10 protein-coding genes and 1 pseudogene are annotated in these 14,656 nt (G+C 62.2%); 4 read left to right on the forward strand and 7 right to left on the reverse strand.

Annotated features, from left to right (window positions below):
- Nucleotides 1-37 precede the first annotated feature (37 nt).
- The 6 genes from AADZ78_RS18730 to AADZ78_RS18755 all read right to left on the reverse strand — a co-directional run bounded on the left by AADZ78_RS18730 (nucleotide 38) and on the right by AADZ78_RS18755 (nucleotide 10,421).
- On the reverse strand, nucleotides 38-1,834 hold the full coding sequence (locus AADZ78_RS18730; protein ID WP_239656174.1) for an IS1634 family transposase: 1,797 nt from the start codon (nucleotides 1,832-1,834) through the stop codon (nucleotides 38-40).
- 373 nt (nucleotides 1,835-2,207) lie between these two features.
- Entirely contained in the window at nucleotides 2,208-4,187 is a 1,980-nt protein-coding gene (locus AADZ78_RS18735; protein WP_085251411.1) for a hypothetical protein, read from the reverse strand.
- Complete coding sequence (locus tag AADZ78_RS18740) at nucleotides 4,184-4,762, reverse strand: hypothetical protein (protein ID WP_085251412.1); 579 nt, start codon at nucleotides 4,760-4,762, stop codon at nucleotides 4,184-4,186. The genes AADZ78_RS18735 and AADZ78_RS18740 overlap by 4 nt, the downstream gene beginning before the upstream one ends.
- A complete protein-coding gene (locus AADZ78_RS18745; protein ID WP_085251413.1) occupies nucleotides 4,759-5,979 on the reverse strand; it encodes a dsDNA nuclease domain-containing protein in 1,221 nt (406 codons plus the stop codon). Before AADZ78_RS18745 ends, AADZ78_RS18740 begins: the two co-directional genes overlap by 4 nt.
- Before the next feature lie 122 nt (nucleotides 5,980-6,101).
- The gene (locus AADZ78_RS18750) at nucleotides 6,102-7,025 is read right to left on the reverse strand and encodes a hypothetical protein (RefSeq protein ID WP_085251414.1); all 924 of its coding nucleotides are present in this window, start codon (nucleotides 7,023-7,025) and stop codon (nucleotides 6,102-6,104) included.
- 1,017 nt (nucleotides 7,026-8,042) lie between these two features.
- Nucleotides 8,043-10,421, reverse strand: coding sequence for a CaiB/BaiF CoA-transferase family protein (locus AADZ78_RS18755; protein ID WP_085251416.1), 2,379 nt, complete (start codon nucleotides 10,419-10,421; stop codon nucleotides 8,043-8,045).
- Nucleotides 10,422-10,489: 68 nt separating this feature from the next.
- Here AADZ78_RS18755 and AADZ78_RS18760 point away from each other — a divergent pair, with 68 nt between their 5' ends.
- Together AADZ78_RS18760 and AADZ78_RS18765 are read left to right on the forward strand one after the other, a co-directional pair.
- A complete protein-coding gene (locus tag AADZ78_RS18760; RefSeq protein ID WP_085251417.1) occupies nucleotides 10,490-11,311 on the forward strand; it encodes a FadR/GntR family transcriptional regulator in 822 nt (273 codons plus the stop codon).
- Nucleotides 11,312-11,328: 17 nt separating this feature from the next.
- Complete coding sequence (locus AADZ78_RS18765; protein ID WP_085251418.1) at nucleotides 11,329-12,060, forward strand: SDR family oxidoreductase; 732 nt, start codon at nucleotides 11,329-11,331, stop codon at nucleotides 12,058-12,060.
- On the opposite strand, the gene AADZ78_RS18770 is transcribed toward AADZ78_RS18765, so the two are convergent.
- On the reverse strand, nucleotides 12,032-12,889 hold the full coding sequence (locus AADZ78_RS18770) for an LLM class flavin-dependent oxidoreductase (RefSeq protein ID WP_085251419.1): 858 nt from the start codon (nucleotides 12,887-12,889) through the stop codon (nucleotides 12,032-12,034). The two genes, AADZ78_RS18765 and AADZ78_RS18770, sit on opposite strands and share 29 nt — an antisense overlap.
- Nucleotides 12,890-12,947: 58 nt before the next feature.
- Here AADZ78_RS18770 and AADZ78_RS18775 point away from each other — a divergent pair, with 58 nt between their 5' ends.
- Together AADZ78_RS18775 and AADZ78_RS29185 are read left to right on the forward strand one after the other, a co-directional pair.
- Nucleotides 12,948-14,003, forward strand: a complete 1,056-nt coding sequence (locus AADZ78_RS18775) for an acyl-CoA dehydrogenase family protein (protein ID WP_085251420.1) — start codon at nucleotides 12,948-12,950, stop codon at nucleotides 14,001-14,003.
- A pseudogene (locus tag AADZ78_RS29185) lies at nucleotides 14,000-14,632 on the forward strand (acyl-CoA dehydrogenase family protein); the annotation flags it as partial. The gene AADZ78_RS18775 and the pseudogene AADZ78_RS29185, both read left to right, overlap by 4 nt.
- Between the last annotated feature and the right edge of the window lie 24 nt (nucleotides 14,633-14,656).

Genomic DNA, 14,656 nt, shown 5'->3' on the forward strand with positions numbered 1-14,656 from the left:
CTGGGGATTGGCTGGTTTGGGTGGGTGGTGGTTCTGGCTACGCGGCGATGGTGAGGGGGATCGGAGCGTCAATGAGGTCGAAGGCGCGGCGCTGGGTGGGGGTGGGCTCGGTGAGTTTGTCGATTTCGATGTTGGTCTGGTGGTAGCGGATCCGGTCGCGGGTGAGGGTGGCCAGGTGATTGAGCAGGTCGCGGAAGCTTCGTACCGGGTTGCCAGCCGCGTCGTGTTTGGTGGAGGCTTTGGCGTGTGCAGCTGGGGAGCGCTGCGCGGGGGCGACGGGGTTGTCCCGATGCGGCGGTGTTTCGTCGGTGAATGTCAGTGGCGCCCAGGCCTTGCGCAGGTGCCAGATGAGGTAGCAGGCCAGCATGCAGATCAGCACGTGGGCTTTGACGCGGTCCTCGAGGCGGTGGTGGATGGGGCGTAGGTCGAGGTCGTCGGTCTTGATGATGCGAAAGTCGCGTTCGATGTTGGCGAGGTTTTTGTAACCCTCCACCACGGCGGCGGGGTCGAGGACCTTGGTGTTGACGCTGGTGCGCAGCACGTAGATGCCGTCGAGGGCGGCTTGGGCGTCGATGGCGGCCTGGTCGCGGTGGTAGGTGAACTCGGTGTCGGTGATCGTGAGGTGGAAGAGCTTGCCCACCTTGAATTTTCCGCTGACCTTGCCGACTGCGATGCCGATCTTGTCGGCGCCGGACAGGGTGGCTTTGGTGACGCGTTGGGCGATGTGGGCCAGTTCCTTCTCGGTGGCAGCCAGCAGGTCGTGGCGTTTGCGGGCACGTTCGGCGGCCAGGGCGGGGTTGCGGCAGGCGATCAGCCGTTCACCGGGGTAGTCGGGGTGGGTGATCTCGGCGAGATCCTGGGTATCGAACAGGCTCATCTGCAGCGGCCCGTCGTCGCGGGCGAGTTTGGCGATCGCGGGTGCGCGTAGCGCGGTGATCCAATCGAAGGCGGTTGGGGTGTCGGGGTTGTCGTTGAGTTCGCGCAGCGCGTCGATGCGGGCGGTGGTGATCATGCCGCGATCGCCGACCAGCACCAGCCGCTGGATGGCGAGCTTGTCCTTGATCACCTGCACGATCTGGGTGAACGCGGTCGGGTCGGCGGTGGCACCGGAAAACACGCGCACCGCGACCGGGCGGCCCTCAGGGTCGGTGAGCACCCCGTATTCGATCTGCTCGCAGCCCTTCTTGCCGTCGCGGGAGTAGCCGCGCGCGGCCAGCTCGCAGCATCGGCCGGTCACCCACGAGGAAGTCAGGTCGAACAACGCCATCCGGCCCGGGTTCACCGACTCGTTTAAATGCTTTGCCGCCAGCTTCTTTTCGATCCTATCCTGTCGGTCGGCCAGCCAGTCCATCCCGGCGTAGATCTCGTCGGTGGAGGCCTCGGCCACCCCCAAATCGACGCCGAGGGTGGTGTTGGGCCACCACGACAGGGTGGACAGCTTCGACTTGGGCCGCACCACCCGCGAGATGATCAACGCGAGCACGATATCGCGGGCTCGGCACGGCGGGCCCAGCACTGCGGCCAGCTCGAGCTTGCGCGCCATCGCGGCCACCGCCGCCACGTCCCCGTGTGGCAGCGACCGGGACTTGCTGAACTCGGAGCCGGCCGGCACCAGCGTGTGGCCCTTCAGCGTCGCCTCGATCGCATCGACGGCCTGCGGCGGCAGCATCGACAGGTTGGCCACGGTCTCGTTGCGCACCTTGGCCCCGTCTCGGTAGGTGCGGCGCAACAGTACAGACTCATAGACGCGCTCGTGGCCTTGCTTATCCACGTGAGTCTTCTTAACTCTGACTACGTGAGCTTTGCCGGTATTGCGTGGCACACCAAGAATCATAGCTGGATTCCGCTGCATTGATAGAAACGACACGCATCTATTCGTGACTACATATGAGCACACAACAACGCCCATATTGTCAGTTCAGACCACCAATACTCAGTCAAAACCATCGCAACTCCGATCTAAAACAGGCTGGACTCATTCACTGGGAACATGCCAGTAGGCCACCACCGCACCCTAAGAGCCCGGATTTAGTGTGCAAATTCCGACCCGACACCGACCGAAACCGCAGATCAGTGGGACTACCACAGAAAAATCGCCGGAAAATGTCCTAAGTCGGGTTCGTGTGCGACGGAAACGCTGCGGGCAGGCGTCCGTTTTCTAAAGTATTGGGACGTCACACTCCTACGTACGCGTGGTCGGCATGCGCTCACGAGGCAGGGGCTTTGCCCCCGGGCTCGGCCTCGGGCTCAGGGCCTTGCTCATTACTGGGGATGCCGATCAAACGAACAGCTTGGGAGAGCGTCAGCACTATTGACTCTGAAAGTCTGTCGCCTATCTCCGCCGGAAGGTCATTGTCGACCACAATCAACTGCAGCTGGTCGCCGTATTCTTGGGCAACTTCATCGAAGAGTTCATACATGTCGACGACTCGGTCACCTTCGAAGCCCTCCTTCCCAGAGTTGGCTGAGACTCCGTCCAACACGAGAAATCCCGGCATGCAGAGGCCTCGGTCGATCGCAACGGTGTGATGGGCAAGCGCATGCGCAACGTTGACAAGCGTCTTTAGGCCTTGGCTGGATAGCTCATCGAAGGTTCGAGCACTTATTTCAGGTAGGTAGGTGTCTCGGTTGATCTTGACGGTGAGAAGTTCACCGAGCTGAGGCACATGTAGTCGAGTGAGGTAATCGACCATACGCTTTTCAAGCGCCGCGATGTTCTCGTCGGCAGCTGCAACGCTACTTCGGTGCGCGTCAATTTGCTCTTCGATTTCAATTTTCTTTGCCTTCAGTGCATCGAGGCGACCAGCTTGGTCTGTTTGCCGCCCTACGAGAGTCAGGTACCGCTTGATCCATGCAATGTTCGCTGTGATCGTCGCAGTTTCGGACGCTACGCTTTGCAGCTCAGCTGCCCGTGCGGACACAAACTCGCCCGTCAACGATTCGAGTTGCGACGACGCTTCGGCCAACCGGACACCAGAGGCGGCTTCGTCATCGTGCAAACGAGAAAGGGTATCGGTTCTCTGCTCGATGAGTTGTCGCGTTTCGGCAATCTGGTAAGTCACGCGGTCTTGTTCCTGGATAAGCGCTTCTCGGTCGGGAGCGCTTTCAGGCTCGGGTTGCAAGCACAGGTAACACGTCGGACTCTTTGCGCGTTGTTGGTCGAGATCCTGACCGCAACGCGGACATACAATGAAACCGAAGTCGACCATCCATTCGTCGGCGACGATTGATCGAGTCAATCTCTTTGAGAGGCTCGACAACTGCTTTAGCAAATCCGAGAGATCGCGGAGTTGCGCCTGATGTTGGCGGATCTCTACCCGAAGCTCGTCCAAATGCTGCCTTGAGTTTAGGACCCGTGCACGAACGGAGGCGATTTCCCCGGCGGGCTCAACTTCGCTTGCAGTGTGCAGATCCTCGGCTTGTGTATGGAGCTGTGCAAGACGCGCCTCTTGCGACACCAGCTCGGCTTCCAACTCTTCAGGCTTACCGAGCGTCGTCCCTGCTAGAAATTCGCGAATTACCTCGGCTTCGCTTTCGGTGGCGCGAATTTCAAGGTCAGTTCGCCGAAGTTGCGCCGCGAAGCTTGCGAGCTGCTCATCGTATAGGCCATAGGCGATCTCGAAAACCCACCTGCGTTTGAGATCACGGAACTGGTCTCGGTGGCCGAACACTTGGGTATCCAGCTCGTCATCGAAGATGATGCAGTACAAGAGCCAGTCGTTAATTGTGACGGGTGATAGGTCATTGGTTGGCTCTCGTCGAGCACGTGGGACCTGCACGATCGGAAGATCTAATTGAGCAAGCAAAAACTCGCCATATCCGCCCTGTCCTGCCGCCGGTAATCGGATCGCGAGCGGGGTTTTATCGTCGTCCGTCGTCACGGATGCGAGATCGACTGGGGTCTCGCTCGTGGTAATCATGGGCCTGTAGATGTTCCAGGTTCGGTCACCGAGGACTACCCGGCCCTTCAGCGCTCGTACGGATTCCGTCTCGGGGGGCAGATGACGTGGAATGCTTCCGAGCAAGGCCCGGAGTAGGCGAATGAGGGTCGTCTTGCCCGTCGTGATGTCGCCTCTGACCAAATTCAGTCCACTTTGGAACATCACCATTCGCGAGCCGCCAATCAACTCAATCTGATCAACGCGAAGTCTGTGGCGGACAGAAGTCCCGGCTGCGGCGGCGGTCATTGAAGGTCCTCGTGCCATGTCGCATCTGCAACTTCAGGGAGGCCATAGAGCATCTTCTTCAACGACTCGCCCGTTAGGTCAAGGTGTCTCCGGAGCAGCGCAATCCGGCCTATGACTTCTTCGAAGGCTCCGTCATCCTCAAGGCGCTCGGCGAGAGCAGCCCCTGCTGCAGTCGTTCGATAGCCGAGGGCGCTCGTGCCCTGAGCCGGAACAATATCGATAAGCTTGCGGCCCACCAGCGAACCGAGCACTGCAAAATAGCTGGGGTCCCAAGGCCCGTATCGGTAACGCATCATCCGCGACTCCAACGGACTATCCTGCCGGATCAGATTATTCAGGTCTGTTTCCTTGATGCCCCGTGTGGCTAAGACAGTCGCTAGGTGCTTTGGGTACCTAAGCAGAAAGTCCAACTTTGCAAGTTTGACCCGTCCCTCGAGCGTTCGCGGACCAGTCTTTCTGCGACTGAACCCATCAATTAGGAGGAGTACGCGTGCCTCGGCCTCGCGGGATGCCCGGTAGATCGTACGACCGGAGTCTGCATTTTGGCCCGCCTGGGATAGTTCTTCGTCGCTCATGAAACCCCCCAGCCGAATCGACACTGATCAGAGACAGTGCACAAGTGGCCAACAAGCAACCGGTGATCGCGGTTGTAGAGTCGGTCGAGGTCGAGCGCCGCGGTGTTTGCCGCATTGCTCATGAGAGTGTGAAAGATGTGCTCTCCGGGTCGTTGCATGGTCACCCCGCTCGAAGCCGCGAGCGACGCAATCGAATGTGCCGTGTCGAGCAGTCGCAAATCAAGAGAACGCTCAGAATCGGCAGTCATTACGCCGGAAGCGCGAGCAGTCGTCGCCGCCACGTCTGCGTCTGCCCGAGCAACGAGCGCGTTCCGTACCGTTGCTTCGCGTGCCCCTGCTCGCACCAATTTCAATTCTAAGACTGTGGCTTCCCCCGTCGCCGCGCGTGCAAGTAGCTCTTGATCGGTGTCAGCAGGCAGCGGAGGGCAGATGGCTCGGAGCTGATCTTCGGTCAATGACTTGGACGCAATCGGATCCCATACGCCATCCTCCATCGGATTCACTTGGGCCGCCCTCATCGCAGCCCTAACGCTGGGGGGTAATGCGGTGGCGCTCTGGGCTGATTCGGCCGCTAGGAGGAGGGACTCATATAGCCGTTCGAGCTGATCCATAGTGAGAGCAGGCCAGATAGCGCCGAGCAGCCGGATGACCACCGCGTCGATGCAAGATCGGGCTGGTTGGTGACAACGAACAGATAGGCGCTCGAGGAAGTCGTCAAGTTTCACGCCCTTTAGGCCGAAGTCGCGGATCTTCTTCTTGGTAATCGAGGTGGCCGACGTTGGATCATTGAAAAAGTCGGTTGTTTCCTTGGCTTCCGACGGCGGTCCCTCCAGCCACACCTCGAATCGCGATCGGTCAACAATTCCTGCCGCATCCGCCAGGTCGTATGAAGCAGCAAGACGATCTACCGCGTGACCTTTTTCGCAGATCTTGGCAACACTCCAAGAGCCCCTGTCACGCGTCTTGAGTTGGGCGAAGCAAAAGCCTGACGCTTCGACAAACGCCAGATCCTCTACATGCTCACAGAGGACGGCCAGCGTGCCATCTCCCGCTAGCATCCCCAGCCACGAGCGTACTGCCAACTTAGCCTGCCACTGAAACCGTTCAAAGGTTGTTGTCCCGGTATCGTCTGATGAAATGCCAGCAAACGCTGCTACTGCTTCGGACTCGATGGGTGCGAAGCTGTCGCCTTCCCCGCCCACCGAATCGCTGGACATGTTCACACTCTGCCTGCCCTCAATGCGTCTTCATCGTGATGTGGAGCTGCGACTTCTCGTACGCGAGCAGTGGAGTCCGAATAGGCTTGGCAGCCCCGAATACCTGACATCTTGGCGCAAAGTCAGTCATTGCCGTACTCCTCACCGAAGTAGTGGGCAAGGTCGTCTTCGGTTCCTTCGACCTCGAAGATAGATTCGATTCCGGCCTGTTCCACAAGTTCGGTCCGATCCAGGACCAGGCCGCAGTTGGAGCAGCTGAAATACTCGGCGTAGACGGTGAGAGTGACTATGTATGCCCACTCGGCTTCGTCCACTTGATGCCCCTCGATTTCGCGGTCGTGGATTTCTTCGCCCTCGACCAGTCCCATCTCACCGCACGCTGGGCACGTGGTCTGATTGCAGCGAGGTAGCCCAGCCGACTTATCGAATCCTGGCGACCATTGCTTCGCGATCCGTGCAGGCAGCGTGCCCGCTCGGTATTGCGAGAGTCTTGTCTTTGCCTGTTGGATCAGCATTTCGGTCCGATGTTCTATATTTCTTCGATTCTGTTCAAGATTCTTCTCCACGATTGTCTCTCGGTCTTTTCCCACAAGCTCCGCGAGGTCCTTATCCACGGTGTTGTTCAGGATTATTGCTTGGCGCCAAAATAATGGCCACCAGGCTTCTTCTGGGATCGAAGTAAAGCCTGGCGTTGCCCCGTGGAGGTACTCATTTCGTGCACTGGTCAATTTTAGCGCTTCTTCCGCGCTAAACGGCCGAAATGCACGCTGGCAACGCAGAAAAACAGTCTTCGCGCGAACTGACATAAACTGCGCGTCACCGTCGAGAAGTCCTGTGGCGATTAGTAAGTTGGTTCCGTCTTCGCTCGGCTCCGCGATTAAGACGGGAGATGTGCGGGCGAGCGCAGCTTTCCCAAGAAGTTCTAACGCAAGGGTCGCCCATAGGGCACGCTCGTCAAACGAGCGTGCCTCCTTTTCATCCATCGCGCGATTCAGGAACATCTTTGCCTTGAGCCATAACGCGTCGTGGTCGTACGGCGCCGTCATTAGGCCTGCCTCAGCGGCACGCTGGTCTGGACCTCCTGGCTGTCGCTAACGCGCAACCCGACGCGCACCAGTCTTCGATCGGGCTCCGCAGTCGCATCACCTCGTGCATGCAGGACGAAGCGATTAGCAATCACGAGAACGACGCCCGCTACGTCCCACGAGAACTGGGTAGCAGCTGCCAACCGGGAATTTAGATAGTCGGCCGCACGCCTTGCACGCCCATCAGCGGCAGTCATGCAACCTGGGTCGTATCGAACACGACCAGACTGGACTGCGGACGTCAGAAAAGTCGCTTTGCCAGAACGAACTGTGAATAGGCCATTCCAAAGATCATTAGTAGGCCTAGCGTTATCGTTCGATCGAAAGTTCCAGAGAAACGTCGGCACACCAGTAGCTGAGGTGGAGGAGAGGACTACGTAATCCGGCGGATCGACGTGATGCGCTCCATCGGTGTGAAGCGGCTGCGGTCCGGCTCCATACATAGCGCTCAGCGACCGTTCGTGCGCTTCGGCGGCGGGAGACGGTTCAAGAATCGAGATCTGTGGTCCAGACTGCCTATCAGGCAACAAGTTGAAACCCGACAACCTCGCTTGGTCGATCAATCGACCCATTGGAATGTCACTGGTGCTAGACCAGCCACTTTGTCGCGCCTCATTGATCAATTCTGAAAGATCGTTCATCGGTCCGTCCTGCAGTGCTCATTCATCATCAAGAATCCGGTGCCAATGGAATGATAATCGGCACCCGATCTCCGGAAACGGTGTAAATAGAGGCGAGTGTCCCTTGGCACAGTGCTTCCGGGGCCGTGCCCGTATTATGACGCAGCCGGTCTCGCAAAGCGCCCCGACAAGCGCCCAGCCCTGAGCAGTTCTGATTGCGCACGCGGACGGTTAGATTTTCTCTCGATGGCCGTTGCTGACACTCCGCGATGTGGACAACCACACTGATCAACAGAGCGCTGAATGTCGATGCGCTGTAACGCCGCATCAACGAGCATCACTGCCTGACTGCCGATTCTCAAGAACCCTGAGGACGGGTCCCGATCACCCCGCTGTCTGCAAGTCGAGCGAGGTCCTCCACGGTCACCCCGCACAGTTCGCGCAGAACTTCGTCATTGTGCTCCCCCAGCGTCGGCGGCGGGCGTCGCAGCCATTCGCCCTGACCGGCGAGCAGGGCGAACGGCGGCGTCGGATACAGGCCAACTCCAGTCCGAGGGTGGTTCAGCGACTCAAAGAAGCCCCGGTGGCGCAGTTGCGGGTTGTCGGTCACCAACGATGGCGATACGACGGGCGCGGCCGGAATCCCGACGGTCGCCAGCCGCTCCACCGTCGACGCGAGATCTCGGCCGGCGAACCAATCGGAAAGGATGCCGTCGATCTCGTCGGCCCGCTGTCGTACTTCGGCCATCGTTACCGGCAGCCGGGACGCCATGCCCAGCACCCCAACCAACGCCTGCCACTGCCGGTCGTCACACACGCTGACCGCGATCCAATCGTCGTCCGAGCCGGCGCAGCGATAGATGTTCTGCAGAGCACCGCCGTGCCCACGGTTGCCGCGCCGGCTCAGGGTCTTCCCGAAGACCTCGTTCTCGATCGGCTGGATTGCGGTGGCATTCAGCACCGCTTCGACCATCGGCAGTTCGACTTGCTGGCCCGATCCGGTGCGCTCGGCGAAATCGAGCGCGGCCAGCACCGCGAATGCGGCGTGCACGCCGGCCAGCGGATCGCAGGCGCCGCGCGGCGTCACCGGGGGTGTTTCCGGCTGCCCGGTCACCCAGGTCAGTCCGCCGACCTGCTCCATGGTGGGGGCGAATCCGACGCGCTCGCGCCACGGCCCGTCCAGCCCGAATGCCGGCATCCGGGCGACGACCAGTTTCGGGTTCACTCCCAGCAGCACGTCGGCGGTGAGCCCGAAGTGGTCCATCACCCGGGGGGAGAAGTTCTCGATGACCACGTCGGCGGCGGCGACGAGCCCGAGGAACAACCGGCGCCCTTCGTCCGAGCCCAAATCCAGTGTGACCGAACGCTTGTTGGTGTTCATCGCGTGGAACACCCAGCCGTATTCCCACCAGTCGTCCACATCGGTGCGCATGCCGCCGGAGTACCGAATGCCGTCGGGGCGTTGGATCGACTCCACCTTGACGACGTCGGCGCCGAACGCGGCCAGCAGGTGAGTGGCGGCGGGCCCGGCCCAGAATGCGGTCAAGTCGACAATGCGAACACCCTGCAACGGCAATCCCCGTGGCGCCGGCTCCGACTCGGGTTCAGGTGCACGCCAACATGACTCGACGTTGTCCGCGCCCAGGGCTGCGGTACCGCGCACCGGTGCAGGCGCGCACCGCGACATCAACCACGGCGGGCGCGGCTGATGAAAACCGGCGGGGTTGCGGACAAACACGCCGCGTTCGGTCACGTAGTCCATGTCGCGGATGGTGGCGCCATTACCCAACGCCGCGATCGGCAACCGGAACAGTTGCCCCAGTGCGACGATCTCGTCGACGGTGCGTTCGGCCATCCACGGACCGATCAGCTCGCGGATCAGGTCGCGGTACTCCCAACGGCCGATCTGAAAACGCAGCTGCGGAATCTCGGCCAGCTGCGGGCATTCCACCATCGCGGCGAAGTCGAGCCACTGCTGACCGGTGACCATTGTGATCCCGACGTAGCCGTCCTTGGCCGGTTCGATCGAGGGCACCTCGAGGGTGCGCCGGACCGGAGGTACCTGCAGCAGCTGCGAATGCAGCCATTCACTGCTCTGCATCAGCGTGATCGCCTCGAGCATGGCCAGGTCGAGATGCTCACCCGGTCCGCCGCGCTCGACGCGGCGGCGCACGGCCAGCGCCCCGAACGCGGCGAACACGCCGCCCATGTACTCCCCGAGGTCGCCGCCGATCGAGATCGGCGGGCCGGCCGGGTCGCCGCGAAAGCCAGGCGACCCGGCCCAGGCTTGCAGCGTGAACTCGGTGGCCGCGCGATCGGCGAACGGACCGCTCCAGCCAAAGTCGGAGATGGTCACGATGACCGCCCGCGGATTGTCCGCCAGCAGGCGCGACGGATCGATGCCGAGGCCAGGCGCCCGCGACCGACCGGCGGTAACCACCACGACGTCGGCTGTGGCGAGTTCGACACGGTAGCGATCGGAATCCGGCGTCAGACTCAGGCTGGCTTTGCCGGCGTTGAGGTAGCTGAACAACGGGCCACTGGCACCGTCCGGTAAAAGCGAACAGGTAGCCGAGTACCGCCGCAATGGATCCCCTTGCGGCGGTTCGATTTTGCGTACCTGCGCACCTGCGTCGACCAACAGCTTCCCGCAGTAGCTGCCGGCTATGCGGTCGCTGACCTCGACGACACGCAATTCGTCAAGCGGTGTCGGCCGGTTACCGGCCTCGCGACTCACGCGGCTATTTATACCATTACTGCTAAAATAGCTAAGCCAGACAAGCACGCGAGCCCTGCGAGGACCGGATGACCGCCCTGGGAATTGGACCCGATGCCCGTCGCCGGTTGTCGGCGCCGAGGATCGCCGAAATCGTAGCCGATGAGTTGCGCCGCCAGATCATCGACGGCGAACTTGCCGACGGCGATCTGCTGCCGCGCCAGGAAGTGCTCGTCGAACAGTTCAACGTCAGCCTGGTCTCGCTGCGGGAAGCACTGCGAATCTTGGAGACCGAGGGTTTGATTTCCGTCCGCAGAGGAAACCGCGGCGGCGCCGTTGTGCACGCTCCCGCCAAGACCAGCGCCGCCTACATGCTCGGCCTGCTTTTGCAAAGCAAGTCCGTCGCGGTCGCCGACCTTGGCATGGCATTGCAGGAACTCGAGCCTGCGTGTGCGGCACTGGCGGCCCAACGGGCCGACCGTGCCGACACCTTGGTGCGGGAGCTCAAACAGATCAACGACGCCATGTCCGAGCACCTCGACGACGGTCCGCAGTTCACCGAAATCGGCCGCCAATTCCACGATCTCATCGTTCGCGGCTGCGGAAATCACACGATCATCGCAGTTGTCGGCAGCTTGGAAGCGCTGTGGACCAGCCATGAACAACAATGGGCCGACGAGAGCGCGGCGCGCGGCACCTACCCGTCGCTCGCCAAGCGCCGCGCAGTGCTCAACACCCACATCAAGCTGACCGAAACGATCGCCGAGGGTGATGTCGACCGGGCCCGGCGCCTCGCGGCCCGCCACCTCGCCGATACGCAGACCTACGTGTTATCCGGACGACCCGAGCAACGGATCTATGCGCTTTCCCCGCAAGCGTTGTCACGCCCTCGGGATATGCGCCGTCCATAACGGAAGCCGTCAAGTCTGTGAGAACCGCACTGGTCACCGGCGGGAGCGGTGGAATCGGAAAAGCGTGCGCTGCCAAGCTGTGTGAACTGGGCTATGACGTGGTGCTGGTGGCTCGGCGCGAAGCCCCGCTGCGCGCGGTAGCCTGCGAGCTGGGAGCGCGCTCCATCGTCGCCGACGCCTCCGACCCGGTCGGATTCCCTGCTGCGATAAGCGAACTCGAGACAATCGACCTCCTCGTTCATGCGGCCGGCACGCTGGGCGGAACTTACGCGCGCAAACAGACATTCGAGCAGTGGCGGACGATAATCTCGGCCAACCTGGATTCCTGCTTCGTGGTAACGTCCGCGGTGCTGCCGCGGATGCGCGCGGGTTCACGACTGGTGTTCATTTCATCGTCGGCGGCTCACGAACCGATGATGGCGCGGACGGCCTACTCCGCATCGAAAGCGGGGATGAACGCGTTCGCCCGCGCGTTGGCGCTCGAGGTGGACCGCGACGGCATCAGTGTGCACCTGGTGACGCCGGGGCCGGTGGAAACCGAGATGTTACAGGACGTTCCGTTCGAGATGTACGCGATTCAGGTGTCCGACATCGCCAATGCGGTCGCCTGGCTGGACACCGTCGACGCGTCGGTCGATCTGCCGGAGATCCGGCTCAGCGCCGTGCAGCGCGGTCCGTTCGCTCGCCCACCCATTGTCCCGACCGAGGCACGCCGACGCGCTAAGGCGCAGCGCTCGGGAACGCCTTGATCACCGATTCACCGAATTCGACAAGAGAATCCGGTACGGCGAAGTCGGCGAACCACACATAGAAACGCTCCACCCGCTGCGCCGCCAGACCGGCGAAGTGTGCGATCAATTGATTGGCATCACCACAGACCAGCCCCGATCCCAGATGACCGAATCGCCGGGTGCTCACCTGGTGCACGGCGGCCGGATCGCTGCCCGACCGGATGAAGCCCACCATCTGCTGCACCGATATCCGCGCCGAGCCCACTATCGGGGCCAATCGAGACAACTTGTCGAGATGGTTCGACTGCAGATTCCACCAATCCGCGTATCTGCGAACGAGTTCCATCATCCGGGGACCGCTACCACCCAGGATCAGCGGTATCGAATGGGCTCTCCTGGGCAGTTGGCTCGGGCCGGAACCAGCGTCGCCCCAATACTGCTTGATCAGGCCCAGATGCCGGCCGAGCTGCTCTACCCGCGCCACCGGATCCTGCTCGCCGACATCGAATCTGGTGAACTCCGCGGGCCAAGACCCCGAACCAAGGCCAAGCTCGAACCTGCCGTCGGACGCCGCGGACAGGGTGACGGCTTGCTTGGCAAGGACCGCAGGATGCCGGAACGCGTCACAGAGGACCAGGTGACCGATCTTCAGCCGCTGCGTCTTGGCCGCAACCCAGGTCGCAATGCTCATTGCCTCCCAAATGCTTTCGTTGGGCTGTCCAGGTGTCTCAAGGTGATCGATGAACGCGATCCCGTCAAACCCACTGGCCTCGGCATGCCGCGCCCGGTCCACGATATCGGCTACCGGCAGCCGCACCTGCGGCAGAAACAGAAACCACTCGACCATGCGTCCTCCGATTGCAACCGCGCGGCTAGTTTACTATTTTTATTATGTTAGGGGTCTTATGGATGTCGGTCTGACTTCGGAGCAGCTGGCGCTGCGCGACACCGTGCGCGACATGCTGCGTACCGAGTGTCCTCCCGACGTCGCCCGCCAGGCTCTGACCGATCCGGAGCGCTGGCGCACTCTGTGGAAGACCGTCGTGGACCTTGGCTGGACAGAACTCGCGGCATCAGCCGCCGACGGCGATTACGGCCCGGTCGAACTCTCGTTGGCTCTCGAGGAATGCGGTGCCGCCCTCGCACCTATCCCGTTGCTGAGCAGCGTCGGTCTGGCGGCAGGTGTGTTGCGGGCCTGCGGCCCAAACTTCGATGCGGTCCTCGCCGACATCGCCGCCGGTGTGGTCGCCACGCTGGCCGTGCACTCCCCCGGACACCGGCTACCCGGGCCACCGATGACGCTGCGGCATGGGCGCCTACGGGGACGCGCCGTGGCGGTCCCGAACCTGACGCGTGCGGAGTTGGTCGTCACGCTGGCCACCTCCGACGAGGGTCCGGTGGCCGCAGTTGCGCATGTGGGCGACGGTATGGCCATCCAGCCGGGCGAGTCCACCGATCCCGCACAACCCGTCGCCGACGTCGAAATCGACGCCGCACCCGTGGCCAACGCATCCCTGGAATCCGTCGACGCGGCCTTGACCGCACCGCTCGTCGCCGCCGCCGCCGACCTCGTTGGCGTCGCGAGCGCCACCCTGCACCGATCCGTCGAATACGCAAAGACGCGGCAGCAATTCGGCAAGCCGATCGGCGCCTTCCAGGGAATCAAACACGCGCTGGCCGACAACTACGTCAGCGTTGAGCGGGCCCGCAGCCTCACCTACGCGGCGGCCGCCCGTCCCGACGCTGACTGGATCGCCGCGGCGCTCGCCAAGGCAGCCGCCGCCGATGCCGCGGTCAGCTGTGCGCGCACCGCCGTCCAGGTGCATGGGGCCCTCGGCCAGACCTGGGAGCACGACATCCACCTCTACGTTCGGCACGCCTGGCAGGGTGCCGTCCTGCTCGGCGACAGTCGCGCGCTGTACCACGCGGTGGGCGCCCGCTTTGCCGGAGGCGCGCGATGACTGCTGTGATCGAGGAGTTCAACGCCTGGTTGACGGAGTTTCTGCCAGCCGACTATTACGAGCGCTATCGCCAGTACCGTTGGGATATCCAGCTGCGGCGGGACTATCAGCGGGCCGCCTTTGAAGCGGGATGGTTACAGCCCACCTGGCCGCGCAAGCACGGCGGTCGATCGCTGGGCCTGCAGGATGCGATGGAGATCCGTCTCGAGGCGGCCCTGCGCTCGGCACCCAAGTTGCCCAACATCGCCGGTCCCAACGTCGCCGCTCCTGGCATCCGGCAGTTCGGCACTCCCGAGCAGATCGACCGATATTTGGTACCGCTGCTGCGCGGCGACGAGTGGTGGGCGCTGGGCATGTCCGAGCCGGAGGCAGGATCGGATTTCGCCAGCCTGCGCACCCGCGCCGAGCGCGACGGCCCCAATGGTCAAGTGTTCCGGGTCAAGGGCAGGAAGATCTGGACCACCCAGGCCCACCTGTCGCGGTGGTGCACGCTGTATGCCCGCACCGATCCGGACGCGCCAAAGCACCGCGGCATCTCCTGCCTGATCCTCGACCTGCACTCACCTGGAGTGCGGATCGAACCGATCCGGATGGCCTCGGCGTCCGACGAGACGTTCTGCGAGGTTTTCCTCGACGACGTCGAGGTGCCGGCT

Source organism: Mycobacterium riyadhense, assembly GCF_963853645.1.
GTDB lineage: Bacteria > Actinomycetota > Actinomycetes > Mycobacteriales > Mycobacteriaceae > Mycobacterium > Mycobacterium riyadhense.